Source organism: Vibrio amylolyticus (genome assembly GCF_023145695.1).
In the GTDB taxonomy this organism is placed as follows: domain Bacteria; phylum Pseudomonadota; class Gammaproteobacteria; order Enterobacterales; family Vibrionaceae; genus Vibrio; species Vibrio amylolyticus.
In genome coordinates this window covers 42,930-68,056 of sequence record NZ_JAJHVV010000018.1, presented here as the reverse complement: position 1 = coordinate 68,056, position 25,127 = coordinate 42,930, and the positions used below count along the sequence as shown (strand labels likewise).

Annotated in this window: 26 protein-coding genes; 10 read left to right on the top strand and 16 right to left on the bottom strand. The window is 41.8% G+C overall.

Annotation, left to right across the window (positions count from 1 at the left end; all coding sequences use genetic code 11):
- Nucleotides 1-22: 22 nt before the first annotated feature.
- The 8 genes from KP803_RS20900 to KP803_RS20865 form a co-directional block, all read right to left on the bottom strand.
- Complete coding sequence (locus KP803_RS20900) at nt 23-316, bottom strand: Imm26 family immunity protein (RefSeq protein ID WP_248010783.1); 294 nt, start codon at nt 314-316, stop codon at nt 23-25.
- 40 nt (nt 317-356) lie between these two features.
- Nucleotides 357-740, bottom strand: coding sequence for a hypothetical protein (locus KP803_RS20895; RefSeq protein WP_248010782.1), 384 nt, complete (start codon nt 738-740; stop codon nt 357-359).
- Nucleotides 741-1,087: 347 nt separating this feature from the next.
- Entirely contained in the window at nt 1,088-1,639 is a 552-nt protein-coding gene (locus KP803_RS20890; protein ID WP_248010781.1) for a hypothetical protein, read from the bottom strand.
- A complete protein-coding gene (locus KP803_RS20885; RefSeq protein ID WP_248010780.1) occupies nt 1,632-1,919 on the bottom strand; it encodes a hypothetical protein in 288 nt (95 codons plus the stop codon). The genes KP803_RS20890 and KP803_RS20885 overlap by 8 nt, the downstream gene beginning before the upstream one ends.
- Before the next feature lie 308 nt (nt 1,920-2,227).
- Complete coding sequence (locus KP803_RS20880; RefSeq protein WP_248010779.1) at nt 2,228-2,890, bottom strand: hypothetical protein; 663 nt, start codon at nt 2,888-2,890, stop codon at nt 2,228-2,230.
- Nucleotides 2,890-3,438, bottom strand: coding sequence for a glycohydrolase toxin TNT-related protein (locus KP803_RS20875; RefSeq protein WP_248010778.1), 549 nt, complete (start codon nt 3,436-3,438; stop codon nt 2,890-2,892). Before KP803_RS20875 ends, KP803_RS20880 begins: the two co-directional genes overlap by 1 nt.
- A gap of 737 nt (nt 3,439-4,175) precedes the next feature.
- Nucleotides 4,176-5,213 (bottom strand): substrate-binding domain-containing protein, encoded by a 1,038-nt coding sequence (locus KP803_RS20870; RefSeq protein ID WP_248010777.1) that lies wholly within the window; start codon nt 5,211-5,213, stop codon nt 4,176-4,178.
- A gap of 241 nt (nt 5,214-5,454) precedes the next feature.
- Entirely contained in the window at nt 5,455-7,074 is a 1,620-nt protein-coding gene (locus KP803_RS20865) for a cellulase family glycosylhydrolase (RefSeq protein ID WP_248010776.1), read from the bottom strand.
- A gap of 372 nt (nt 7,075-7,446) precedes the next feature.
- On the opposite strand from KP803_RS20865, the gene yghU reads away from it, so the two are divergent.
- The gene (gene yghU, locus KP803_RS20860) at nt 7,447-8,304 is read left to right on the top strand and encodes a glutathione-dependent disulfide-bond oxidoreductase (RefSeq protein ID WP_248010775.1); all 858 of its coding nucleotides are present in this window, start codon (nt 7,447-7,449) and stop codon (nt 8,302-8,304) included.
- A 176-nt stretch (nt 8,305-8,480) separates the two neighbouring features.
- Nucleotides 8,481-8,720, top strand: coding sequence for an RNA recognition motif domain-containing protein (locus KP803_RS20855; RefSeq protein ID WP_248010774.1), 240 nt, complete (start codon nt 8,481-8,483; stop codon nt 8,718-8,720).
- 160 nt (nt 8,721-8,880) lie between these two features.
- Here KP803_RS20855 and KP803_RS20850 read toward each other — a convergent pair whose 3' ends face one another.
- Entirely contained in the window at nt 8,881-10,551 is a 1,671-nt protein-coding gene (locus KP803_RS20850; RefSeq protein WP_248010773.1) for an ABC transporter substrate-binding protein, read from the bottom strand.
- Between the two features lie 556 nt (nt 10,552-11,107).
- Here KP803_RS20850 and KP803_RS20845 point away from each other — a divergent pair.
- The 3 genes from KP803_RS20845 to KP803_RS20835 all read left to right on the top strand — a co-directional run bounded on the left by KP803_RS20845 (nt 11,108) and on the right by KP803_RS20835 (nt 14,391).
- Nucleotides 11,108-12,097: an ABC transporter substrate-binding protein gene (locus tag KP803_RS20845; RefSeq protein WP_427916975.1), complete on the top strand. Its 990-nt coding sequence runs from the start codon at nt 11,108-11,110 to the stop codon at nt 12,095-12,097.
- A gap of 169 nt (nt 12,098-12,266) precedes the next feature.
- Nucleotides 12,267-13,166, top strand: a complete 900-nt coding sequence (locus KP803_RS20840) for an ABC transporter permease (protein ID WP_248010771.1) — start codon at nt 12,267-12,269, stop codon at nt 13,164-13,166.
- Entirely contained in the window at nt 13,159-14,391 is a 1,233-nt protein-coding gene (locus tag KP803_RS20835; protein WP_248010770.1) for a quaternary amine ABC transporter ATP-binding protein, read from the top strand. The genes KP803_RS20840 and KP803_RS20835 overlap by 8 nt, the downstream gene beginning before the upstream one ends.
- 133 nt (nt 14,392-14,524) lie before the next feature.
- On the opposite strand, the gene KP803_RS20830 is transcribed toward KP803_RS20835, so the two are convergent.
- From KP803_RS20830 to KP803_RS20820, 3 genes are read right to left on the bottom strand one after another with little or no spacing between them, the layout of a single operon-like run.
- A complete protein-coding gene (locus KP803_RS20830; protein WP_248010769.1) occupies nt 14,525-15,298 on the bottom strand; it encodes a phosphotransferase enzyme family protein in 774 nt (257 codons plus the stop codon).
- A 12-nt stretch (nt 15,299-15,310) separates the two neighbouring features.
- Complete coding sequence (locus KP803_RS20825) at nt 15,311-15,745, bottom strand: VOC family protein (RefSeq protein WP_248010768.1); 435 nt, start codon at nt 15,743-15,745, stop codon at nt 15,311-15,313.
- Nucleotides 15,746-15,769: 24 nt separating this feature from the next.
- Nucleotides 15,770-16,420: an SH3 domain-containing protein gene (locus tag KP803_RS20820; protein WP_248010785.1), complete on the bottom strand. Its 651-nt coding sequence runs from the start codon at nt 16,418-16,420 to the stop codon at nt 15,770-15,772.
- A gap of 149 nt (nt 16,421-16,569) precedes the next feature.
- Between KP803_RS20820 and KP803_RS20815 the strand changes: the two genes are divergently transcribed.
- Nucleotides 16,570-17,166, top strand: a complete 597-nt coding sequence (locus tag KP803_RS20815; RefSeq protein WP_248010767.1) for a DUF3570 domain-containing protein — start codon at nt 16,570-16,572, stop codon at nt 17,164-17,166.
- 24 nt (nt 17,167-17,190) lie between these two features.
- Here the strand turns inward: KP803_RS20815 and KP803_RS20810 are convergent, their stop codons facing one another.
- Both KP803_RS20810 and phhA read right to left on the bottom strand, forming a co-directional pair.
- Nucleotides 17,191-17,526, bottom strand: a complete 336-nt coding sequence (locus KP803_RS20810) for a 4a-hydroxytetrahydrobiopterin dehydratase (RefSeq protein WP_248010766.1) — start codon at nt 17,524-17,526, stop codon at nt 17,191-17,193.
- Entirely contained in the window at nt 17,516-18,310 is a 795-nt protein-coding gene (phhA, locus tag KP803_RS20805) for a phenylalanine 4-monooxygenase (RefSeq protein WP_248010765.1), read from the bottom strand. Before phhA ends, KP803_RS20810 begins: the two co-directional genes overlap by 11 nt.
- Nucleotides 18,311-18,531: 221 nt before the next feature.
- On the opposite strand from phhA, the gene KP803_RS20800 reads away from it, so the two are divergent.
- A complete protein-coding gene (locus KP803_RS20800; RefSeq protein ID WP_248010764.1) occupies nt 18,532-20,508 on the top strand; it encodes an acetoacetate--CoA ligase in 1,977 nt (658 codons plus the stop codon).
- A gap of 178 nt (nt 20,509-20,686) precedes the next feature.
- Here the strand turns inward: KP803_RS20800 and KP803_RS20795 are convergent, their stop codons facing one another.
- A complete protein-coding gene (locus KP803_RS20795; protein WP_248010763.1) occupies nt 20,687-21,268 on the bottom strand; it encodes a class I SAM-dependent DNA methyltransferase in 582 nt (193 codons plus the stop codon).
- A 137-nt stretch (nt 21,269-21,405) separates the two neighbouring features.
- On the opposite strand from KP803_RS20795, the gene KP803_RS20790 reads away from it, so the two are divergent.
- Together KP803_RS20790 and KP803_RS20785 are read left to right on the top strand one after the other, a co-directional pair.
- Nucleotides 21,406-22,284, top strand: coding sequence for a LysR family transcriptional regulator (locus KP803_RS20790; protein ID WP_248010762.1), 879 nt, complete (start codon nt 21,406-21,408; stop codon nt 22,282-22,284).
- A 203-nt stretch (nt 22,285-22,487) separates the two neighbouring features.
- Complete coding sequence (locus KP803_RS20785) at nt 22,488-23,387, top strand: cation diffusion facilitator family transporter (protein ID WP_248010761.1); 900 nt, start codon at nt 22,488-22,490, stop codon at nt 23,385-23,387.
- A 50-nt stretch (nt 23,388-23,437) separates the two neighbouring features.
- Here KP803_RS20785 and yddG read toward each other — a convergent pair whose 3' ends face one another.
- The gene (gene yddG, locus KP803_RS20780; RefSeq protein ID WP_248010784.1) at nt 23,438-24,325 is read right to left on the bottom strand and encodes an aromatic amino acid DMT transporter YddG; all 888 of its coding nucleotides are present in this window, start codon (nt 24,323-24,325) and stop codon (nt 23,438-23,440) included.
- Between the two features lie 136 nt (nt 24,326-24,461).
- Here yddG and KP803_RS20775 point away from each other — a divergent pair, with 136 nt between their 5' ends.
- Entirely contained in the window at nt 24,462-25,079 is a 618-nt protein-coding gene (locus KP803_RS20775) for a DUF1294 domain-containing protein (protein ID WP_248010760.1), read from the top strand.
- The last annotated feature ends 48 nt before the right edge of the window (nt 25,080-25,127 follow it).

Below are 25,127 nucleotides of genomic sequence, written 5' to 3'. Positions count from 1 at the left end.
ATTACCCAATTAATTGGATCTGTTACCTAATCTCCTTCGCCCCTAAACAAAAGTGGCCCAGCCAAAAAGCTAGACCACCCTCATCAAAAAGGCAAAAGGCAAGACCTGACCCCGTTACTCCACTATTCATTACCCAAACTTTGAAGATAACTGGCTTAGAAACTATCTCTTCTAATCCTAATTTATCAACCGACTTACAATCATAAAACGCAATTAAAGGCTCTTCTAAAACTCGTCCGAAAGAAAAGCTGCCATCCTCTAATTTGATTGCTAGGACGTCTCCAACTTTTCGCTTTATTTTCTTTGCTCTTACCATTATTCACCAAACTCCAGATATGCTTCTTGGCGGTATTTCTTTAGCGTACTGATCCATGCAAACTTGAGTAAGACTTGGTTTTAATGTTGTATTCTACTGAGTAGTCATTTTTGTTAGTCCAAGGCGTTATAGCTATTGTAAGCTTCTCGGTATCGCCTGATATAAGCCCCCTAACACATATACGGTGATCATCCCCATGTGGAAAACCGATCTCATTCAACTTTCTTCCTGAGCAACTTATTACATATCCGATGGGTGTACTTTTATCCACCCAATCATTTAATAATTTAACAATAAACTTCCTAGAAGTGTGCAAATAATATTGATATTGAGGTTCCCAATTAGCTGTTATCTGCCTTTCATTTCCCTCATGAGAAACAAACACATTCATTGAATCATCAAATTCAATATATAAATAGCTCATGAGTATACTACTCCTTTAATTCTCTTGGTTTACCTACTGGAACAAGCACATCAGATGGTTTTTGGCCTATTTGTGGTATAATCTGCACTTGATTCCCACCTCCATTGTATACCTTTCCGTCATTACCAACCTGCATTCCAACTGTACTTTCTTTAGCACACTCGGGGTCAGGTCTTGCTTTTTGCTATGACCCAATTAATTGGATCTGTTACTTAACCTCCTTCGCCCCTAAAGAAAAGTGGCCGAGCCAAAAAGCTAGGCCACTCTCTTATAAAAGGCAAAAGGCAAGACCTGACCCCATTTATCTGCACTCTCCTTAAAAAGGCAAAACCTGACCCCATTAGTTCTTACTGTAAGACGTCCTGTAAAAAAGCGATGTTTTCTTCTATGTTTGACTTAAAATAGTCAACGCATACTAGCCCATCTCCTAGCTTGTCTCGATATTTGTTATAATCATCATCTAGTTGAAAGTCATCACGTGTACATTGTCGTAATTCTTCGTAATATTCAGCCGCAATCGCGTTGAGTTGCGCAAGTACCTCTACTGGCGGTTTCTCTCCATTTTTAATGTCCACCATATATTCTGATTTAATTGTCCGAACTAGCTCTTTTAATGATGCCAACAAGGCGTATTTGTCTCGTTTGTAAAGCTTGCTAAACGCCTCTCTTAGCAGTAAACATGTATCCAAACCATACCTACTAGAAATACGCCAAAACTTATAAATAAGGAACTTTCGGTTCTGTTCATAGCGATAATTATCTGCCAGCAGATTGCGTGTATACGAATACGGAAAGTCTCCTGATCCTTGAAGGTAGTCAACCAATTTCCCGTTTGTAAACCGCTCAAACCACTCCTGCTCTTGTCTTCGACGTATTTGTTCGGCGCGTTGCTCAATCACTTCGATTTAATCCTTCTAATGGTGTAGTGGTAACATCTGGGTCAGACAAAGGTAAAGTCGGAGTAAGGCGCTCCTCTTGCCCACCTGTTGTTAAACCTACTGAATTATGCTGCGAACCATGAGGCGGACGGTGCATATCATTACCAATCTCTGGCGTTGGAAACTCTAATCCATTTTCAAATGGATTAGAAAAGTCATTCCTAACAGCTTCTTTACCCAAAGCGTCAGCAGGCTGTCCAAGCGCTGCCTCGATATCGTTTAGGCTACTGGATTGATGCACCAGTTTATCAGCTTGATAGGTCGGTATTACCCACGTTCTATCTCCACCACTTGTTTTTGCTGTTGAGCCTTCTGCATAATCTGCATTTACTAGATAAAGGGGTCAGGTCTTGCGTTTTGCTATAAATTTGAATTACAGCCTACTCCCCTTAACCCCAAAAACAAAAATGGCCTAGCTAAAAAACTAGACCACCCGCACCAAAAAGGCAGAAGGCAAGACCTGACCCTGTTCATTTATGTTCAAAAAACCAAACCACCTCATCAAAAAAGCAAAAAGCAAGACCTGACCCTATTAATTTTTTTTTTTTGTTACGATATAAATAACAAACGCATAAAAGTACTTAAACGGGTTTTATAAAACAATTCCGCATCATAAACGAGATCGACACTTGTAACAGCCCCTCTGTCGGCATGAGTAATATGAAATACACCATTGATGAGTTCGATGCGTTCACGTTGAGTTATCCCCCTTTCTACCGGGACTCCCCAATTTTCTTTTTGCATAGACTGGTGACCATCAAACATTTCTTGGCTGAAAATAAATTCACGTCGTAATCGCCCTTTGTCGGTTGTGGTACAAAAATCGTAGAGCGCCTGACGATATTGCTCATAAGTTTTGAGCTCGCGGTTAAATATTAAAAACGCTTTGTGAAAGTCTTCTTTGTCTTTCCACGTTTTCGCTTTACATGGCAATGGGTGGCTTTCGGAATACTCATGCATCACCCATAAAACGACAAAGTATGTGATAAATGCAGAAGCAATTAATTCGCGCTTACCTTGTTTGACCACATAGGTTTCATACCCATAATCTAGTTTTTCATATGATATATTGTGATCACTATCAATACTTTCCCAAGGGAAATGAACGTACTTATAGCTCGGCTGGAAGGCCGTAATGAATCGCTCTATTACTTTACTCGTATATTTATCTGCAGTAGCAGAGAAATATTTTTCAAGCCCTGTGTATGTCATTATTCTATTACCTCTATCCAGCCATTATCTTCCATTTCGCTAATTTTTCGCGTATTCAACTGAATTCCAGTGTCACCAGTGGTGTTAAACCACGCTGTTATCTTACTTTTAATAATTGGGTCTTCAAAATCTTTTATTACTCGAAAACGGATCTCGACTTGCTGATTTTCATCGCCAGGTAGCGCCCTTTGGTCGTATGGTGTACCATCATTTGGGGCCACGTATTTACCTTCATCCAAGTTAATTTCATAGTTCCAATCAGGTTCTTGTCTTTTAGTAACAAACCTCGACAATTCATCGCCTTTTTTTAAACCCACAAGTTTTTCAAATGTTCCTGGTATACCATGCAAATACAATTCATCCATAGGATAAAACGTATGTGCTAGATTTCCCTCTGGCTTCTTCGGATCATCTTGCTTCCAATCTTGTGATTTTGCCTTGGCATAAACATCATCAATTACTTGGGTGTGATTGTTCTTATCTTTCTCACTTGGGGTATAGATATAATCATCTAGTCGTGTATCTAAATTATCTCTGTGTTCTGTCATGTGCAGATAAAGGGGTCAGGTCTTGCGTTTTGCTTCCGGCCAGTAAAATTAGAATAGTAACCTGTTCATCTTCTTCACTAAACAAAAATGGCCTAGCTAAAAAACTAGACCACCCTCATCAAAAAAGCAAAAGGCAAGACCTGACCCCGTTAGTTATTATTTTTCCAATTTACTATTATTTATTCTAACTAAAAGGTATACGATGGCAAAAGCACAAACGATAGAAGTAAAGAAATAAAAGTACCCCTGTATTAAAAGGTGAGACGTAACTATTGCTAAATACGATATTATATACAGCCATCTAGCCTCTTTTAATTGTTTGATAGTCAACCTAACATAACTAGGTGCATATGTAAGAAAGGCACCCAAAGAACCGATAGCTAGCATACTAACCTCAGATTCGTGTAGCCCTCTTAAAAATAGAGAAAATGACAAAAAACCTACTATTGTACAAATCAAAAACCAGCGACACAGTACCCAGTCATCCCAAAAACTAATTATTTTCAATTTCATATTTTATCTCATCTTCGGCTAGATTAGAAAATACACTACCGTATAATTGAGTGCCAACTTTAAATACATATTTACCTTTTGTAGAAATAAATGGTGAGTTTTCGACTGTAGAATCAAGTCCACCTAGACTAGTACCTAATATAACCTTTCGACGTTATCGGCAAAATAAAACGAATTGAGAGCAAATGAGACATAGTGCAAAGGGCCATAACAACGTCAACACCTTATGGCTCTGCGCATATGGAATCCTTATACATACAAGACTCTCGTATAATCACGCTTAAACACTCCTCTCCCCACAAGGATCTCTCTTTTAAGGAACATAGCCCCAGGCTTTCTGCTATTTTTTCCGCTGCTAAAGCACCATAGTACTGGGAAGGTTGAGCTAATGTCGTTAACGGAGGAGTATACGTCCCTGATATTTCATGATCATCAAAGCCCACAACAGAGACTTGCTCTGGCACCTGAATTCCGGCTCTCTTTAGTGCGCTGATCGCCCCAAAGGCCATCTGATCATTTGCTGCAAATATGGCCGAAAATTCAATACGTTGATCCAAAAGTCGTTCAACCGCTCTATCACCGCTTTTCACTTCAAAATTCCCCGTTACAATCAGATCAGATGATAAGGGTAAGCCCGCTTTCTTAATCGCTTCTTGGTATCCTTTCATCCTTTGTTTGGCATCAGGGTGAAATGAAATACCTGATATATGCGCTATTTTAGTGTGTCCTAATTGAAGCAAGTGATTTGTCGCTAGGTACCCGCCGACGTAGTTGTTTGTATTAATTGACGTAATTTTTTCACTTTCAACGTCATAATTGCCAATGGTCACTAAAGGCAAGTCCAATGCTAAGTCAACTAATTGTAGGTGCGTTAGACTACCGCCAATCACCACAACACCATCTACACCTTGTTTCATCAAGACTCGAAACCGAGCTAGTTCTGTTTCATTACTCCACTTCCCTATTGTCACTAATGGGATTAAATTGAATTCGGCCAACTTCTCTTCTAAGCCCGATAAAATCGCATTCGAATGAGGACATAACGCGTAAGGTATAATTACACCAACTAAATGACTTAGCCCACTCTGAGTTTTATGCCCTTTCACTCTAGGATGATAATTGAGTTTCGACATTGCCGCCTGTATCCGTACTTGTTTATCTCGGCTAACGTAACCTCGCCTATGCAAGTAACGCGAAAGTGTAGAGACAGAAACAGAAGCAGTGAGAGCAATATCATTCAGTGTGGCTTTTTTTATACCCATGACTAACACATCCATATGTAAGAAGCGAAAAAGTAATATGAACAGAAATTTTTTGATCCAGATAAACAACAGGATAGTTTTCATTACCACTGGTAGTAGAGCAGTAAATCGCTTTCGTTTACTTTTTGCTATTAATATCAAATAAAATCAGGCTAGCACGGGCAAACACTAACCTGATTCATTTGTATGCCTAATGATTCACTCTGCGTTTCAGTCTATTAGGCAAATTGGTTTGTTGTTTCTATTGGCAACTACCCAGCAATGTCCATGAGGCATCACTACCTGGTAATGAACTTGTGTACCAATTAGCACGGTACTTGTTGCCTTGGTACTGCATTTCATCGCCTTCGAGCAAGTGCGTATTTTCTCCACCTTCATAGTCAGCGTGTAACCAATTTGGGTATTCTGTTACGCCGTTACACCCTTCTGGTGGCGTAGTGCCATTGTCATCGCTTGGGGTCATTTCAAACCAATTTAAGTTCCAGCCACCGGTTTTAACATAAAGGGCAAGAGTCTGTGTTCCTGCATTTGGTAACGATATCGTATGAGTTATATCATTCCACGTTTGCCACCCACCGGTGCCAGTCACTGACACTTCACCGTATATTTCATCGCCACCGGCTTTCTCAATTTGAATGATACCGGCTTGCTCGTGTTCTGAAGCAACTCGATAAGTAACGTCATAATTACCCGCTTTAGGGGCGTTGACTTCAAAAGTAATCCAATCACCATCGTCGGTATAACCAAGGTTTTGTCCTCCACCAAGATCGGTTGTATCTTCAAACTGCAAACCCTGTGCATGACAGAAGCTTGAAACATCAACGCGTGTCGGCAGCGTATTGGTTTGGCAAGGCCCTGTTAAATCAGAGTCTCCCCCATTATCCCCATCACCACCGTCTGCCGTCGGCCAATTTGAAATAATCTCCTTAACAAAGAGGCCAGATTCTGTGTAATTGCCCCATGAACCACCCGGCGTAAACATCGATGCGCCTTCGGCTTTGTCGTTAATTGACCAATTTGCATGGCTGATATTATTTTGTTTAAACAGCTCCATCCATGCATTGGTTTCGTCATAATTTACGGCACCATCTCCATTCGCGTTAACCGTTCCCCACTCCGTCGCCATTAATGCAATACCGTTATTCAATGCGGTTTGTACTTTGTCACGTAAGAATTGACCATGTGTTCCAGCATAAAAGTGAATGGTATAAGCAATATTCGGACGGTTAATTGGATCAAATGACGCTATATCGACATCTTGTGACCACGCAGGAGTACCAACAACAATCACGCCTGTTGGGTCAATAGCACGAATCTTATCGATGATAAATTCGGCATAAGGCTTAATGTCGTGACTCCAGCTGACTTGTAACGGCTCGTTGTACACTTCGTAAATAATGTTGTCATGATGACCATACTTAGTCGCAACATGAGTAAAGAACGCCTCGGCCATTGCCCAATCTTCATGTGCATGATGGCTATGATAGTCAACGATGACATACATATCTTCTGCTATCGCCGCTTCAATCACGGTTTCAAGTCTACTCATGTTGCCAGCCCAGTCATCTTCTATACCACCACTCGCACCATGACCGATTGCGGCTCGGATCAGTGTGGCTCCAAGTTCTGTTTTTGCCGATTTCACATCGGCGGCGGTGTAAAATCGCTCAGCGCCCCAATTGGTGTTGCTCCAGAATAAACTCGGTCCAGCAAAGCTTTTTTGTTCACCACCGGCCAGTACCTGATTGCCTGATACCGTCAAAGGGGAAACAGCAAAAGCTAGCTGAGTTGATGCCGCGAGAAGAGATAGCGAAAAGAGTGCGTTTTTAATTAAACGCTTTGGTTTATTTCTTTTTATCATGAGGTTATGTCCCTATAAGAATCACGTTTTGTGTTCAGGACCAAATTAGCAGTTTAAAAATATCATCAGCAATTGGTATTGTTGCCAAGATGATAATCAAACGTTACCTTCGTGATATCTGCAATGGAGAACCGTCTCTCTAAGACCAAATCAATGACCAAAAATACTTAAATTAACAGTGTGCGATCACATTTTGGTTGAATCTCATTTAATATATAGGCTTGTGATTTCATTAGAAGTTTTCATAGATTTGAGACGCTAGGCAATTTTATAGTCATGCGCTAAAGTGTAAGAACGAGATTAGTGGCGACGTTTTTTGTTCGTCAAAGACATAATCTATTGAACTGCGAGTCACACCAAAAGGACAAGTTAATGACGAACAAATATACGCCCCCAAAGATTTGGACGAATGAAGCCAGCGGCGGAAATAAGTGGGCAAATATTAATAGCCCTGAATCAGGCGCGCGATATGATAAAGAATTACCTGTCGGCAAGCATGCGCTTCAACTCTATTCGCTAGGAACACCTAACGGGCAAAAAGTCACCATCATGCTTGAAGAGCTGCTCGCACTTGGTATTAAAGAAGCAGAATATGATGCTTACTTAATCAACATTGGCGAATCCGATCAGTTTTCCTCTGGGTTTGTTGAAGTAAACCCTAACTCGAAGATCCCAGCTCTTTTTGATCACTCAGGCCAAGAAAAGGTCAACGTGTTCGAATCTGCTTCAATTCTCGTTCATTTAGCAGAAAAGTTTGACCACTTTCTACCAAAAGAAGGGAATGCGAGAACCCAAACGATCAACTGGCTGTTCTGGGTACAAGGCTCAGCACCATTATTAGGTGGAGGATTTGGGCACTTTTACTCTTACGCTGATGAAAAACAGGAATACCCGATTAACCGTTTTGCCATGGAAGTAAAACGTCAATTAGATGTGCTTGATAAGCAACTGGCTAAGAACACGTATGTATCTGGTGAGGAATATACTATTGCTGATATGGCGATTTGGCCATGGTATGGAAATCTGGTGCTAGGCGCAATTTACGATGCATCAGAGTTTCTACAAGTTGAAACCTATACGCACGTAGTGCGGTGGGCAAAAATGCTAGAGAAAAGAGAAGGCGTACAACGAGGGCGTATTGTTAATCGCTCTTGGGGTGAGGATTGGGAGCAAGTACCAGAGCGTCATAACGCTGAGGATATTGATAAGGTACTCGCCTTAAAACCTTAAGGGAAACGAGTAAACCAAACTGATAGCGCTCTTTTATTATAAGGGCGCTTTTTTTATCTTGATGGCTATTTTTACGATTAAACGCTCTGGATAAAAAACCGAGCCAGAATTACCTTGGTTTGTCGCAGTTAACCTGCGACAATCTGCCCCGTCTTTTCAATATCAAACGGTTTATTATGAAACTTTTAGTTCGCAACTTAGCGCGCTCCACGACTGAACACGAAGTTCGCGTATTATTTTCAGCACACGGTAACGTAGGCGAATGTACTCTTGTATTAGATCAAGAGACTGGTCAATCCAAGGGATTTGCGTTCGTTGAAATGGACAATGACGCTGAAGCAAAAGCCGCTATCGCAGCGCTGAATTTAGCTGATATTGCAAAAAGTAAAATTCGAGTAAAAATCGCTAATAATTAAGTATTGGGCTGATGATTAGGCGTTAGTACCGTGTTTCCACAGTGAAGTGCCAAACAACCTAATATTTAGTAATTTGCCCAATAAGAAAAGCCAGCCGATGTAAAGTCAGGCTGGCTTTTTCGTTTCTACGATTTACCCTTCTGCGAGAATTAAAGCAGGCTTAACTTTTTGGTTTCAAATCCAACACATGAAGCAAACGCTCAGGAGTGCCTTCCCAAATCATAGGGCGACCTTTCGGGTTTTCAGCATTCCACCAACCAGTAAATCGTTTGGTATTGTACTGGTAGAAATTAGGGCCTGATAATACAGGTACTGTCACTTGGTTTTTCGCGATCAGTTTCTGGATTTGAGTTGCGATACGTTTTTGTTCGTCGCCATCTGCGGTTTGATAAAAGCCATCCAACAGATCATCTAACTCAGCACTCTTCCAGTGATGCATTGCAAACCTTGGCATGCCATCAGACGCTTGCAAGCGTGAGTGGTAAGCACTATCCCAATAGCGGTGTGGTGTCGCGCCATGGAAGTAGTTAGTGTACGCCACATCGTAATCAGCATTGGACATTGACTGATTGTAGATTGAAAAATCTGGCGTTCTCGCTCTTACTTTAATTCCCACTTCATTCAGCTGCTCGACAGCTAGCATTACGGTATTGTTGAAGTCCGTCCAACCTTGGGGCGATTGAATAGAGAGCTCGAATGAAGCACCAGAAGGGCTTTCAACGAAACCATCACCATTAGTATCTTTATACCCAGACTCTTTTAGTAACTGACGAGCATCTTCTGGAGAGTAAGTCATAAATGGCTGATATTGCTTATGGGTTTCCTTGTCTGACCAAGCTTCAAATGCGTAGCCCAAACCTGATGCGAAGTCATTCACCACTCCATTCCCATAGTTCGCGACATCAATAAGTACTTGCCTGTCCAATGCCATAGAAAACGCGCGTCGGAAATTCAAATCGTTCATCACTTCATGCTTACTTTCATCTTTCGACTTATAGTTAAACATAAACGCTTGCGTGCCTGCAGGTGGGTACCAGTAACCGTGCTCTGTGGATGCTTGCATATACGTTTGATCGATATCTGGAACAAACGACCCTGCCCAATCAATTCTGGAGTTCATGAGTTCACCCAGTACTTGATCATTGTGGTTCATTTGAGGAACTCTTAGGCAATCAACATCCAAATTTTCCGAGTCCCAGTAGTGGGGGTTTCGACACTGGACAAATAGCGTGGATGTAAATCGAGGCAACTCAGTAAACGGCCCTGTCCCAACAGGGTTAGGGTTTAAATACGTAACAGGATCTTCAACCTTACTCCACTGATGTTTCGGAACGACAGGAACCTGTACTAACTCATAAGGAATATTAGTGTTCACTTCATTTAGAGTAAAACGAACCTGATGCTCATTGATCTTCTCAATTGACTTAATATTGGCACTGACTCCACGGTCATCAAAAGAAGGGTTTTGTCTTATAAGATCAAAGGTATAAATAACATCATCAGCATTAAATGCCTCACCATCAGACCATTTAATACCTTCTCTTAAATCAAATGTGACTTTTAATAAATCTTCACTAAGGGTAAAGCCTGTCGCTAATCTAAACTCTGGAATATTTCCTTTCAACTCATTGAATACCACCAACGGCTCAAATATAAAATCTCGCGCTGTATGCATTCTTGAAACAGAAAATGGATTAAAGTTTCGAATCAAAGAAGCATTGTGATTTGGAATAATTGTCAGTTGGGATTTCCCTGATAGTTCTGCAGAGTTTACAGTGGGAGAAAACAGTAATGCGGTGGTTATGGCACTCAGTATTAACGATGTATTCATGGTTACGCCCTAGTAGTTATTTACAGGAAAACTAGCTAGAAAAAGAACGATATTCAACCACTCAATAAGGCAAAAACACACTCCGCACATAGTACTGATAAATCTATTGATTATATGTAGTCAAGATACTGTTTTAATTAAACAAAAACTACATTAATTGGGATAAGGCTCGAGTATAAAATTAAATTGAAAGTAACTTTACTACACCAGTAAATATGTGTAACAAATTAAACTATTTACCATTTTGCGAGTGATTCGATATTTCACCATTTGTCGCGCAAAAAACATCATATTTCACTCATTGTAAACCGGCCATATTTCAATTTATATTCTTTAGAAACAAAGCACAGAAACAACAATAAAAAACATCGTTTTATAGAGCCGCGGTAAAATAATCATATGAGCAAAGTTGGATGTTCAGTGAATAATACGACCAAATTCCCCGTTTTAGCGCAATAATGTGTTAAATTAATAACTCACGTTACGTGATTTTTAATTTATAACGAAACGATTTTGTTATTTTTTCGCTTAGAAAGAGCAAGGAAACTCTATGAAGATGAAACTGGCAACGATGCTACTATTGGCGAGTTCGACCGCTGCAACGACGGTAAACGCAAGTGAATGTGGATCAGTCACTATTGCTGATATGAACTGGTCATCCGCGAGTCTAATCGCAAATATTGATAAATTCATTCTTGAACATGGTTACGATTGTGATGCCGACTTAATCCCTGGAGATACCATGCCAACCGGCACATCCATGATTGAAAAAGGTCAACCTGATATTGCTCCAGAGTTCTGGAGTAACTCAATGAAAGATGCACTGGATAAAGGTGTTGAAGAAGGTCGTCTACGCTATGCAGGTAAATCACTTGTAAATGGCGGTGAAGAAGGCTTTTGGGTACCACAGTACCTTGTTGACCAATATCCTGAAATTGCAAAAATTGAAGGCGTAATCAAGCACGCTAAACTGTTTAAACACCCTGAAAGCAAAGACGTTTCAGCTTTCTACAGCTGCCCTGCTGGTTGGAACTGTCAAATCAGTGCGGGGAACCTGTTTGAAGCGTTGAATCTTGAAGACGCAGGTTTTGAAATTGTCGACCCAGGTTCTAGTGCTGGCCTTTCTGGTTCAATCGCGAAAGCCTACGAACGTGAACAAGCTTGGTTTGGTTACTACTGGGCGCCTACTGCGGTACTTGGTAAGTACAACATGGTTAAAGTCGATTTTGGTAGCGGTGTAGACTTAGAAGAGTTTGTTAACTGTACCACCAGCGAAGAGTGTGAATCGCCAAAAGCAACCATGTACCCGCCATCACCTGTGCATACCATGACAACCGAGGCTTTCGCTTCTCGTGCGCCTGAAGCCTATGCATACCTTGGTTCTCGTGGTTTCACTAATGCGAATATGAATGAGCTTTTAGCATGGATGGAAGATAACCAAGCGGATGGTGAAGAAGGAATGTTCCACTTCCTGAGCGAATATCCACAAGTTTGGCATAAATGGGTGTCTGCTGACGTCGCCAAGAAAGTTGAAAAAGCACTATAATTAACGAATAACACCGTGATTATCGTGAAGAAAAGCTAAATATATCTACGTTAAAAGTGCTGTAACGTTAAAAGTGGACTACTTGTAGTAACGACGTAGGACACGTCGTATTAAGTTAAAAAACCAAGGCAAGCTGTTTAGCTTGCCTTGGAATAAAAAGGACAAAATAATGGCTGACAGTAATTGGCTGAACAGTTTCCCAGAAATGGATCGTTCTGATCTTAGACTCATCCGCAAAACTCTTGATGGCGCATACCGAGACTTCTCTCGTGAATACGGCGACATGATTGAATCTTTTTTCGACCCACTCCTCTCCTTTCTCGTTTGGTTTGAAAAACTTCTAATTTCTACCCCGTGGTTTATCGTATTGGCACTGACCACCGGGCTGGTATACGCTGCGAGCCGCTCGTGGAAATTGGCCTTAGGTGGCCTAATCTCTTTTATCATGATTGGCTACTTTGGCATGTGGGAAGACACGATGCGGACATTAAGCATCATTACCGTGTGTACCTTGCTCGCTATATTCTTAGGTATTCCTATAGGTATAGCTATGGCTCGTTCTAATCGAGTTCAATCTACCGTCACACCAATGCTTGACGTCATGCAAACCATGCCAGCCTTCGTTTACCTGATTCCAGTCGTTATGTTATTAGGTATTGGTAAAATCCCGGGGCTTATTGCCGTGGTTATCTACGCCATTCCACCAGTCATTCGGTTAACCAACCTTGGCATTCGTTTGGTTGATAAGGAAGTGCTTGAAGCTGCAACCGCCTTTGGTGCTAGTAGTAAACAGCGTCTATTTGGTGTTCAGCTTCCTCTTGCAATGCCGACCATAATGGCTGGTATCAACCAAACCATCATGATGGCGCTTTCAATGGTCGTGATCGCATCAATGATCGGTGTTAAAGGCCTTGGTCAACCGGTTCTTAAATCAATCACTAACCAATACTTTACTCTGGGGCTTCTTAATGGCTTTGCTATCGTAGCACTCGCTATTTTATTTGACCGCGCATCTCAAGCGTACGCTAAACGTACTCAAGCACACCTTGGAGATCTAAAACATGACTAAACCACTTATTGAAATCCGTGGCTTATACAAAGTTTTCGGTCCAAAACCTAAAAGTGTTATCGACCGTGTTAAAGCTGGCGTAAGCAAAGACCAAATCCTAGAAGAAACAGGCCATACGGTTGGCCTAAAAGACATCAACTTAAGCATTAATAAAGGTGAAATCTTCGTGATAATGGGCCTATCGGGTTCAGGGAAATCGACACTGATTCGTCACTTCAACCGATTGATTGACCCAACGTTAGGTCAAATCGATGTGGAAGGCACCGATGTCATGACACTAAGCCAGAAAGAACTTGAAGCGTTTCGTCGTCACAAAATGTCGATGGTCTTCCAACGCTTTGGTTTAATGCCTCACCGTAAAGTGTTAGACAATGTTGCTTATGGTCTTGAAATTCAAGGTGTTGCCAAAGAAAAACGTCTGGCGAAAGCGAATGAGTGGATCGAAACCGTTGGCTTAAAAGGTTATGGCGATCAATACCCATCGCAATTATCAGGTGGTCAACAACAACGCGTTGGCTTAGCTCGCGCGCTAAGTACTGATGCTGAAATACTTCTAATGGACGAAGCATTCTCTGCATTAGACCCATTGATTCGTAGTGAGATGCAAGATCAGTTGATTGAGCTACAACAGAAGTTGCATAAAACGATTATCTTTATCACACACGATCTGGATGAAGCACTTCGTTTAGGTGACCGCATCGCAATTTTGAAAGATGGCGAGCTCGTTCAGCAAGGTACGCCTGACGAAATTCTACTTAACCCTGCTGATGAATACGTGGAAGCATTCGTTAAAGACGTAAACCGAGCTCGAGCATTAACCGTTGAAACAGTGATGCAGCCACCAGCGTACCGAATTACTGCTGAAACCATTGAAGAAGCGTTAACTCTGATGAAGAAGAGTAAGCATGACTACGCTTATCATGTTACAGAAGAGGGCTATCAAGGGGTTCTAACCCAAGAAGGCTTACAAGACGCCTCTGATGATGCGTCTATCAGCGAGTTTAGTGAAGATATCTACGAAGAAGTTCCTTCAGTTTCTCCCGATGACGCAATTGAAGCGGTTCTTCCTGAAACGATGGCGTGTGACTATTCGTTGCCCGTTGTCGATGAGGATGGGAACCTTAAGGGTGAACTAGAACGTAGTGCAGTCGCAGAGATCTTTGTCGATAACACATCAGAGTCAGATGAAAAAAAGGTAGAGAGTGAGGTTCAAAAAGCGAGTTAATGACTTCGGTTACTCGTTCACCGATTTGGTTAGTTCACTAATTTGTAATCTCACTGACTAGAAAATATTAGAAGCGCTATTGACCTTATCCTATTTGGATAATCTTCAGTGGCGCTTTTCTTTTTATGGTCAGCTATGATTTGAGAGCGTAAGTTATGGCGTTCTTATTTGAACGAAGGTTCTCAATATCCTTCAAATAAGTGAGATGATGGCCATCTTCAATATTCTTTTGAATGTGAACGTCGCCGTTTTCTGCTTGCTCCATCATGTAGTCGACCAAAGATTGAATCCTGTCTATCATCACGCCAACCAGTTTCTCTCTGTCGCTAGTGCCCAAACCATAACCATCACAAAATTGTTTCGCACGCTCAATCTGATCATCTAACGTTCCTAAACGATCATTGATATCGGTTTTAAATGGTGCCCAGCAATAAACAGAAAACGCAACATCCCAAACTCTTGGTGCTGGGTGTGCGGTATCAAAATCGAAAGCGCCTGTTACTTCACTGCCGCTTAAAGCAACGTTATAGGGCGTGAAGTCACCATGACATACCACTTCCGATGGGACTCTGATTGGTAACATCCAAGGAAAGTCATGAATATCGTTGCGTTGAATAAAACTGACGGAAGCATCATGTAACGCTCGTAGCAGTTTCGCCGCAGACACTAAGGCAGTCTGTGATGCAATTGCGCCAGCTAACGGGTAATTATAGGTATCACCTTCAACGTAGCTGAGCACTTCATTGGCATTTGTCGTACTGACTAGCCTTGGTGTTTCTGTTAACCCTTCAGCTTGATAATGGCTAAGTAACCTATGAATAGTAGAAGACCAAGGGTTTAGAGGTCTAACAACATTCTTTCCATCAAGAAAAACAGCATTCTCACGACCACCTTCTAACATTTCCATCGCAAATCCATCCTAATCAATGACCAAGCTACCATCATCCTTAAACTGCCAGAAATCAGCATAAGCAATTTCCCACAAGTGGCCATCAGGGTCAGAGAAATAGCCGCTATATCCGCCCCAGAATACATCTTGCGCTGGTTTCTCGAGCGTAGATCCTAACGACACGGCTTTTTGTAGAATCTCATCCACTTCTTCTTTACGGCGAGTATTGTGTGCGAGGGTCACGCCAGAAAACGACCTCGCAACCTCGTTCTTAGCAAACTTTTCCGACACATCTTTTGATAGCTCTTGTAAAGGGTACAATGCTAAACAGACACCTTGGGTTTTAAAGAAGATGATACCCTCTTCTGGTGACTTTGAGCTTTCAAAACCCATCGCAGTATAGAATTGATATGAACGATCTAAATCACTCACCCCTAACGTAATAATACTGACCCTTGGTTCCATTTATTCATCCTTGATTGGCTCTCATTATTTATAAAATATCTCACCACTATTCACATCTAAGTAGATTTTGTCCGCTTGTTTCATACCACCGCAATAGACAAAGTAGACGTCTCTTTCACTATAACGAATGGAGCGAACCCACCCTCCAAGCTCTTCAAAGTCTAGGGGGGTACAGGTATCACTGTTTAATAACTCATCAGTTTTGGATAAGAACATCACTTCATGGATTTTAAAATCATCAGACTTATTGATATAAGCCATGAGGGTATCGTGACGCTCCTGCTTGGTGATCACAGGTGCGTCTTCCACCAGCGCTTCCATAGGAATCCATTCCGCTACTTCTTCACCGCCCTCTTCATAGACGTAGTAGACCGAGATTCTCCCCCAACCATCACGCTCTTCCAAAATGGTGACATCATCACCTCTATACAATACGCTCTCAATAAATGCTTCATAATCTGGGCGCTCTCTCACGCCTAACGTTGGCGTATTAACATAATACTCTGTCACCACTTTAGGCATGGCTATTGCTTGTTCCGGGTCGCTTACCTCTGCAATGTCCTCTTCCTCTTCCATCATGGAAGGCATCTCGTTGGCTTCTTGCATGGGTAACCAATAGAACAGGTAAAAACCTGCACCAGCACCTGCTAGGCCTAAAACAAGTAACAGAACCATTATTATCTTTTTCATCAATCAACCAAACCTACGTGTGGGCTTCATTTACTCAATTCTCTTTTTTATTGACGCCATTTAGCTTTTATTAGCGTCATTTAACTAGGAAGCTTCCTATAATCATTACAGGTTCGACAACTATCTAAAACTCTATGCGCCAATATTCGGTATTCCTTAGTATAGCGGCTACATTACTGATCTCTTTACCTCTAGTGGTGGAAAGTCAGCATTGTGTTGAAGCACAATGGAATCAAGCTCTCAGTGAACAAACCGATATAGAACGTTGGTATAATCAACGTGCGACTCACTTTAATCATCTATTTACCGTCTATCAACAGCAAGTATTACTGCATAAAGAGTTCAGTTCGGATGAGATAATCTCATTTTGGAGACCAGGGGCCACTGAGTTCCACACTAAAATGGATCAGCAAATAGCAGCAGCGCTCATGTACGCAGAACTCATCGACAAAGAAAAAGCCACTCTGAAACAAGGTGAACCGAAGGTAAGACGAATTCAAGAAAAGTGGCAGAATTTCATTTCACACTGTGAAGAGGCCGATCTCAATATCAATGCATTATCAAGCCACCGATACGTCGACGCGAACAATGAATTAATCAAAGAGATGGCCTTACTACACGCAAAACTTTCTCTAATGCACCGTCTTTATATGACTGAGGCCGACACGCTTTCAGAGGCAAAAAAAAATTCTCAAGGAAGCATCAAATTAGATCCGTATTTAGACCATTAGTAACGTAAACTCACACGCATGGAGCTAGCTTAAATTTAATGCATCACACTTAGCGGCGCAGATAAAATCATTTTTATGCAATCCTCGAATTGAGTGACTCCACCAGGTTACCGTCACTTTCCCCCATTCAAGTAAGATTGCGGGGTGATGACCTTCAAGTTCCGCTAGTTCTGAAACGCGATTGGCAAACGCCCAAGCAAGCTTATAGTTCTTAAAACTATACACTTTTTCAAGCTGAGGAATATCATCATGATGGTTTAATTTCCATTCAATAAGCTGGCGCAACAATACACTCTGTTCTTCTTCACTAAGCGCGACAGAGTCGATACCGCATGCTTCACACTTCATGTCATTTAACATTTGATATTTCCTTAGGCTCAAATAATGCTGGAAAGAGATCTAGCTCCATTGCCAAATTCACTGCATTGATAAGATCATCCTGGCTTAAATGGTAAAGTTGCTTTAGATCTTCTAAAACGTAGTAGATAGGTTGCATGATGTCGATGCGATAGGGTGTACGTAATACATCAATCACAGAGAAATCCGCGTGTATCGGTTTGCGATCATCAAGTGCATAGATAGTTTCTCCTGGAGACGACAGTATTCCACCACCATATATTTTAGTCACCCCGTTTTCTTTGACTAAGCCAAACTCTACCGTAAACCAATAAAGCCTCGCTAAGTAGACTCGCTGAGTATGGCTTGCGTGTTTACCTAACGTTCCATAGATATGAGTGAAGTGTGCAAAATCTGGGTTTGTTAACATCGCGCAATGCCCAAACACTTCATGGAAAAAGTCAGGCTCCTGTAGATAATCAAACTCCTCCTTTGTTCGTAAAAATGTCGCAACAGGGAACTGTTTATCAGCAAGCAGTTCAAAGAATCTATCAAAACTGATTAACGCTGGTACAGGAGCCAACCTCCAACCAGTTTGAGTCATTAGCTCTTTGTTTATGTTTTTTATCTGAGGAACGCTATCAATAGGGAGATTTAACATAGATAAGCCATCAATGTAAGCTTGGCATGCTCGGCTCTTAACTAAAGGAAGTTGTCTTAAGTACAGCTCGCTCCAGGCCTTATCTTCGCTTTTACTCCATGCAACCGATCCATCGCTATTGACGGGTTTTGATTGGTACTTACTCATTGACCGTTCCTTCATCGCCCCAATAAGTAAAGCCTATTTGCGATTGTGAGAGGGTGCCAATAAACGGCGACAAATCCAACCAAACTTAATGTAACATTTTATTTACATCGTCAAGTTTTGTTTTATTATTCAGTCTCATGCTGAAGAGCACATTTGACACATTGCCGATCAGCATCAACACTTAGGCTAGCCAATGATGGACATGAAATATCGAGAATCGCATGCCAAATAACACCCCGATTTGGACACCAAGCCAACAACGGATTGAAGAGTCTAATCTCCACCAATTTATTCAACATATCAACATGCAGGGTGAAGTGATTGAGGATTATGAATCGCTGCATCAGTGGTCAATTGATGATACAAAACAGTTTTGGTTAGAAATTTGGCAGTATTGTGATGTGATTGGCTATAGAGGTGAGTGTATTTTTGGTGAAGGTATTGCTAAATGGGGGGAATTTTATCCTGCTCGAGATACCATCTGGTTCCCTCAAGCGCAACTCAATTATGCTGAAAACTTGCTCTCTTTCGCCTTCCAACAACCCAGTGAAGTGGCGATTTGGTTTAATAATGAAGCGGGTAAAACTCAACAATTCTCTTGGCAACAGTTGTGTGACCAAGTCTCGGTTATGCAGCAATGGCTAAAACAAAATGGGGTCGAACAGGGAGATGTCGTCGCTGGTTATCTTCCCTACTTACCTGAGAGCGTTGTGGCAATGCTTGCGGTTACCAGCCTCGGTGCTATTTGGACCTCCACATCACCCGACTTTGGCAGCGACAGCGTGATTGAACGTTTCGGACAAGTCAAACCCAAGGTGCTTTTTTGCTGCAATGGCTATCAATTTAACGGAAAGAACTTCTCTTTAAAAGAAAAGAACAACACGATAATTGACGCCTTAAAAAGCGTTGAAAGCGTATGTGAAATCGCCTATATGGATGGAGGCAATAGCGATAGTGAGTACCAACCTCATTATTCAGAATGGGACTCGATTCAAGCCAATTACTTACCAAGAGGGATTCGCTATCAGCGAATAGCCTTCAATGATCCACTTTTTATCCTCTACTCATCAGGAACGACTGGAAAGCCTAAGTGCATTGTCCACTCAGTTGGAGGAACGGTTCTTAACCATCAAAAAGAGCACCAACTTCACTGTGACATTCAACCACTGGATCGAGTGTTTTATTATACAACCTGTGGTTGGATGATGTGGAACTGGCACGTTTCAACTCTGGCGAGCGGGGCAACTCTCGTTATCTACGACGGAAGCCCTATGTATCCAAGTGCCGATAGTTTGTGGCGACTCGCTCAAGAGGCCAAGGTTTCACTGTTTGGAACATCAGCCAAGTACCTGCAAGCACTGGAAAAAAGCCCATTAATACCAAACGAAAGCTACAATCTTGAGGCTCTCAAAACCCTATGTTCTACGGGGTCAGTACTTTACTCTACTCAATTTGACTATGTTTATCGCGCCATTAAGTCAGATTTACATTTGGCCTCTATTTCAGGTGGTACGGATATTTGTGGTTGCTTTGTATTAGGCAGCCCTATTAACCCAGTGTACCAAGGAGAGTGTCAAGTAAAAGGACTTGGGCTTGATGTAGCAGTATTTAATCCTGAGGGTGAGCCCATAACCGATCAAAGAGGCGAGCTTGTCTGTAGAAACAGCTTTCCAAACCAACCTGTTGGTTTTTGGCAAGATGCTGGGGAAAAGTACCACAATGCTTACTGGAACCGCTATTCAAACACTTGGCACCACGGTGACGATGTCACTCTAACTCACAATGATGGGATGATATTTTACGGCCGTAGTGACACGACTCTTAATCCCGGAGGCGTGCGTATAGGCACTGCGGAGATCTACCAACAAGTCAACCAACTAGATTACATTCAAGATTCCATTGCTGTTGGACAAACTCACGGTGAAGACGAGCGAATACTACTGTTTGTTCAAACAACCAACAATCAAGTGCTTAATGAGGCCTTATGTGAGGATATAAAACAACGCCTAAAGGCTAAGTGTTCCCCAAGGCATGTGCCGTGGAAAATTTTTGCTGTCTCAGATATACCTAGAACAAAGTCAGGAAAGTTAGTCGAGTTGGCAGTAAAACAGGTAGCCAATGGGCAAGAGGTAGTGAATCGAGAAGCGATCGCTAATCCAGAACGACTCGATGACATTGCACTGCTTATAAAAGCCTAGTCGGAATAAACCGAGAGTAAGAAGCAATACATCTACACAGTTCTTTAGAACAAGTGCTATGTTTAACTAACTTGTCTATTGACCTGTCTTGCCTTTGTAACCGTATTGCTTATAGCTTCTCTCTTGGTGCTATTGCTTTACAACGCTATCGTACATCAAAGGGATATTGACACTGTGTTTAGCGCTTTTTACCTACACCCATCAACACTGAACGTTTTCCTTGTTTAGTGTCCATCTCAAACGCGACCGAAACAGATACATCTTCAAAGCCAACACTGGTTAATACGTGTTCTACCTTAGTTTGAGTAAGTCCAAAGCCACCTTCATTTTCAGCGACCCAATCCCAATGAATGAAGACACCATCGTTATCTAAGATCGAGTAAATAACGTCAGCCGTCTCTGAAAAACTCGGTAGGAAACTGCAAACTGAAGAGGCAACAACGATGTCAAACTGATTTCTAAACGCAGGGTGCTGTGCCACGAGTCCACGAGTCAATTCATCTACAACGGGCTCTACATTAGCTAGCTCTTTTTTATCAAGCTGTTCGATCATCGCTTCTGAGGAGTCTAAGGCAACAATATCTTTTGCTGCGTAGACCATCTTCTGGCTAAGAAGGCCTGTTCCACATCCAAAATCTAGAACATGCTTACCTTTCAAGCTCGTCTGTTTTATCAACTGTTCAAATACGTGAGATGCAAACTCAGACGTTGCTTGTTCTGTTTCCCAAGTTTTCGCGTATTCGTCCCATTCGTTCGCCATCATGATCTCCCTGTAAAATCTTTCATTTGGCAATAGGCTCAAGAGTAAACCAAAATGAACTGAGAAGGTATCAAATCGACAGACAAATTAACAATATTTGTATATGATTCATGGACTCGGTCCGGATTGTACAACAAATGAACTTATCTCAAATTGAAGCTTTTTGTGTCGTTGCTGATTCTGGCTCTGTTTCAGAAGCAGCCCGTCAACTTGAATGTAACCGTACTAAATTAAGTATGGCGATCAAGGCATTAGAAAAAGAGCTAGGGACTGAGCTTTTCATTCGTAGTGGTAATAATCTTGAATTATCGGAAGCAGGCAAAGCGATCTATAAAGATTGCGAAAACCTTATTGTGACAGCCTCTCGGATCAAACAAACCTGTTTACACGCCTCTGGCGAGTTTAATGCAGAAATTTGGATCGCGCGCGACGATTCCCTACCGGACGCATTTTGGCAAGATCTTGCGCATACAATGAACAAGCAGTTTCCTGCAACGTCCTTTAATATCATTCTCGCTTCTAGCGGCGATCTTTCCAATCTCGTTGAAACTCAGCAAGTTGATTTTGCTTTTGGTGTGGATTACGAGCGAACTGATGACCCTCGCATCACTTATCAGCCCTTAGGCAAAATTCGCATGATGTCTGTTTGCAAAAGCGACCACGCCCTTAGCAAACTTGGTCGAGTATCCGACGATGTTCTTAGAGACTCCATGCAAGCCATCATGGTTTACCTCAATGAAAAAGATAACCCTGAGCTTCAACCCTTTTCTCTTCGACATATCGGTTTCTCAAGTTTTGATTATATGCTCTCCACGATACTGACTGAAAACGCTTGGGGCGTTCTACCAGAGCCACTTATTCGACACCATTTAAGACAACAGAAACTCTCGGTTATCAAGCATACTTATGGGCTAACTCAAGAAGACTACTGCATGTTTACCGCGGCTGGTATGTCTGAGCACCCAGGTATGGTTTGGCTTGCTGATAAACTCAGTGATTATCTGTTTGATTTCTAATCTAACTTTGACTGGCGAATGGTAAGTTGATGACAAATCAGCCAGTGTCAATAATATTGACAGCATAGTTGTTACATAAGGAACTGATAATAAAGGACTTATATTAAATACACGTGAAACCATCGAATTAACAAACTATTAACCGTTGCTATATTTTCCCCACAAGCCAAGAATGAAAAGGTGTTTCTGACGAGTGATAATGTATGTGCGCCCAAACAAACCAAAATGAAAAACAAGTTCTTAGCTTCTCAGCCTTTTTAGCACTTGGGTTTGCAGTTGGTGGGCTTACGCTTGGTTGGTTTGTTGGTTCCTTGGTTATCATGTTCGATGGTGTTTATTCTCTCGTCAGCCTACTATTAACTTTATTGTCACTAGCGGCTTCACGTTATATCCAAAAGCCCTCTAAAAGCCACTTTCCACTCGGTAAGGCGATTCTTGAACCAGTCGTGATCGCTATCAAAGCAATCACGATATTGATGATCGTTGGTTATTCAGTCCATTCTGCGGCACTTGCCATGTTCAGCGGTGGTCGAGAAGTCGACGCCTCTATTGCAACCGCATTTGGCGTCGTCAATGTGCTTGGTTGTGGCTACGCTTGGTGGTATATCGCGAATAAAAGTAAGCACTTTAGCTCGGGGCTTATCAAAGCTGAATCGAAACAGTGGCAGATGGACACCTTGTTGAGTGTTGCTGTGACACTGGGTTTTGTCGTCGCATGGCTCATGACATTTACAGCACTATCAGGCTACTCGGTTTATGCCGACCCAATGATGATGCTGCTAATGTCGTTCTACTTTATTAAAGTGCCGTTTGATATGTTAAAAGACGCAGTAAAAGAGCTACTAACCATGACCCCAAACCATGAGTTATGCGAAACCGTAGATAGAGACATCGTAGCTGTCGATAAAGAGATCGATCAGGATATGGACATAGAACTTGCCGCAGTCACTAAGGTCGGCAACGAACTAAGAGTGAGTGTTGACATCCATACAAGCCGTGAACAAATAAACACCTGTGAAATTGAAAAGACGCGTAACGCATTGACTAAGCGCCTTTCTAAACTGCCTTTAGATCTTCAACTGACAATGAATTTAGCAAGCTAGGATAAGAGACTCAAAGCCTAATTCGCTCGGTTTTTTTGGTCTCTTACTGTTTACGATCGCTCTCTTGTGTACCACCAACAGATCAGTGAACCGCACGTTACCATTGCCACACCTTGCCAGAAGGTTGATGTTAAGTTCACACTCAAAATATAGGAAGAGATCAGAGTCGATAGCACAGGGGTGAAATATGAAAGAGAAGCAAGCAAGACCATATTCCCCTTAAGTATTGCAAAATTCCACAGCGCATACCCCCCTCCCATAACCATGCCCGTCAATATCAAGTTTAATGTCGAAGGCAGCGTAAAGCTCATCCCCTGCTCGTCACTAATAAAATATTGAATCCATAAGGTTATCGCCGTCAGAATAAAAAAGAGCACAATCGCATTCTGACCGTTAGCCAAGCGCTTGGTAACATTGCAATAGATTGCCCAGATGAACGCGCCTATGAATGCCATGCTATAGGTAGTAGGATTGGTGGCAATATTGCTTGTGAGCTGAGCGATGGTTAAGTCGCCATCACCGGTTACGGCCCAGACCACCCCAAACAGAGCAACAGCTATACCTGGGTAGACTAACCAGTGGGTCTGACTTTTGCTCACTACAACGGCTAATAACACCGTCAGCGCTGGCCACAGATAATTGATAACCGCCATTTCGAGCGCTTGAAGACGATCATTCGCCATCCCTAACGCTAACGCCAAACATATTTCATAACTAACAAAGAGCAGTGAACCCACCAAAAGGTAGCGCCAAGAAAACCGACCGAGTTTAGGGACTCCCATGACTAACATGAGAAATAGAGACGCGGTCGAGTAAATGAGTGCCGCACCACCAATTGGACCAAACTGCTCTGCAACGGTTCGAGTAAGCCCTATTAGGCAGCTCCATAAGAGAATGGCGGTGACACCACACAGTGTGTATTTGTACAAATCAGTGATCTTTAAATTTATTATTTCTTTTCGCACCCTATCACAACTTAACTGTGAACCTAACCTCATATTTCAGCGAAGTTGTTTCGTTAATCTATAATTAGTGTGGTGTAAGTAAAAATCAAGAATTCTTGGGATTAAATGCATGATCATAAAAGGTAAAATATCTGAACGATATGAAGACCAGCATTACGGGTATATTACGCCTGATCAAAGTTCATTGCGCATTAAGTTCAAATTTGAAGACATTAAAAACGATGCCGATATATTACAAATTAATGATAAAGTCGTCTTTAAGCTATCGAAAGATAAGGCCGGCCAAAGCCATGCTGTTAAGATAGAGCGACAGCGTCACTTGCACCCCATGCTCATCATTGCGGTTTGGTTTCTTGGAAGCCTTACTGGTTGTGTTTGGTACTTTGATTACCCAATTGATGTTCTCAATTACTACTATTTCATCAACAGCATTGTTACCCTTATAGTTTGGTTAGACTCTAGAGCAATCAAGAAAAACAAGCCAACAACGGGTGAGGCTAGCTATCTCTTTTTTGCGGTGCTTGGTGGTTGGATAGCGAGTCTCATTTTTCATTACGTTTGGCACTTGAAACAGAAATCATTCTTCTATCAAACTCTTTTATTCATTGTGGTCTTTGGACATGTCACCCTGTTTAGTTGGACTCTCTCGCACGCGGGGGGCTTTTGGCTAGAGCAACAGCTAATCGCACTTAAGCCCTTGCTCTCTGATCTAAATAAAATGCTCTAAATGTCTTGTTGGAGACATGATTTAATAATTCAAATATTCATTATTCCC

Bases quoted from the DNA above. Each gene is read 5' to 3' on its own strand.
- KP803_RS20900 (WP_248010783.1), bottom strand. From the start codon at position 316: ATGGTAAGAGCAAAGAAAATAAAGCGAAAAGTTGGAGACGTCCTAGCA.
- KP803_RS20895 (WP_248010782.1), bottom strand. From the start codon at position 740: ATGAGCTATTTATATATTGAATTTGATGATTCAATGAATGTGTTTGTT.
- KP803_RS20880 (WP_248010779.1), bottom strand. From the start codon at position 2,890: ATGACATACACAGGGCTTGAAAAATATTTCTCTGCTACTGCAGATAAA.
- KP803_RS20875 (WP_248010778.1), bottom strand. From the start codon at position 3,438: ATGACAGAACACAGAGATAATTTAGATACACGACTAGATGATTATATC.
- KP803_RS20870 (WP_248010777.1), bottom strand. From the start codon at position 5,213: ATGGGTATAAAAAAAGCCACACTGAATGATATTGCTCTCACTGCTTCT.
- KP803_RS20865 (WP_248010776.1), bottom strand. From the start codon at position 7,074: ATGATAAAAAGAAATAAACCAAAGCGTTTAATTAAAAACGCACTCTTT.
- yghU (WP_248010775.1), top strand. From the start codon at position 7,447: ATGACGAACAAATATACGCCCCCAAAGATTTGGACGAATGAAGCCAGC.
- KP803_RS20855 (WP_248010774.1), top strand. From the start codon at position 8,481: ATGAAACTTTTAGTTCGCAACTTAGCGCGCTCCACGACTGAACACGAA.
- KP803_RS20850 (WP_248010773.1), bottom strand. From the start codon at position 10,551: ATGAATACATCGTTAATACTGAGTGCCATAACCACCGCATTACTGTTT.
- KP803_RS20845 (WP_427916975.1), top strand. From the start codon at position 11,108: ATGAAACTGGCAACGATGCTACTATTGGCGAGTTCGACCGCTGCAACG.
- KP803_RS20840 (WP_248010771.1), top strand. From the start codon at position 12,267: ATGGCTGACAGTAATTGGCTGAACAGTTTCCCAGAAATGGATCGTTCT.
- KP803_RS20835 (WP_248010770.1), top strand. From the start codon at position 13,159: ATGACTAAACCACTTATTGAAATCCGTGGCTTATACAAAGTTTTCGGT.
- KP803_RS20830 (WP_248010769.1), bottom strand. From the start codon at position 15,298: ATGGAAATGTTAGAAGGTGGTCGTGAGAATGCTGTTTTTCTTGATGGA.
- KP803_RS20825 (WP_248010768.1), bottom strand. From the start codon at position 15,745: ATGGAACCAAGGGTCAGTATTATTACGTTAGGGGTGAGTGATTTAGAT.
- KP803_RS20820 (WP_248010785.1), bottom strand. From the start codon at position 16,420: ATGGTTCTGTTACTTGTTTTAGGCCTAGCAGGTGCTGGTGCAGGTTTT.
- KP803_RS20815 (WP_248010767.1), top strand. From the start codon at position 16,570: ATGCGCCAATATTCGGTATTCCTTAGTATAGCGGCTACATTACTGATC.
- KP803_RS20810 (WP_248010766.1), bottom strand. From the start codon at position 17,526: ATGTTAAATGACATGAAGTGTGAAGCATGCGGTATCGACTCTGTCGCG.
- phhA (WP_248010765.1), bottom strand. From the start codon at position 18,310: ATGAGTAAGTACCAATCAAAACCCGTCAATAGCGATGGATCGGTTGCA.
- KP803_RS20800 (WP_248010764.1), top strand. From the start codon at position 18,532: ATGCCAAATAACACCCCGATTTGGACACCAAGCCAACAACGGATTGAA.
- KP803_RS20795 (WP_248010763.1), bottom strand. From the start codon at position 21,268: ATGGCGAACGAATGGGACGAATACGCGAAAACTTGGGAAACAGAACAA.
- KP803_RS20790 (WP_248010762.1), top strand. From the start codon at position 21,406: ATGAACTTATCTCAAATTGAAGCTTTTTGTGTCGTTGCTGATTCTGGC.
- KP803_RS20785 (WP_248010761.1), top strand. From the start codon at position 22,488: ATGTGCGCCCAAACAAACCAAAATGAAAAACAAGTTCTTAGCTTCTCA.
- KP803_RS20775 (WP_248010760.1), top strand. From the start codon at position 24,462: ATGATCATAAAAGGTAAAATATCTGAACGATATGAAGACCAGCATTAC.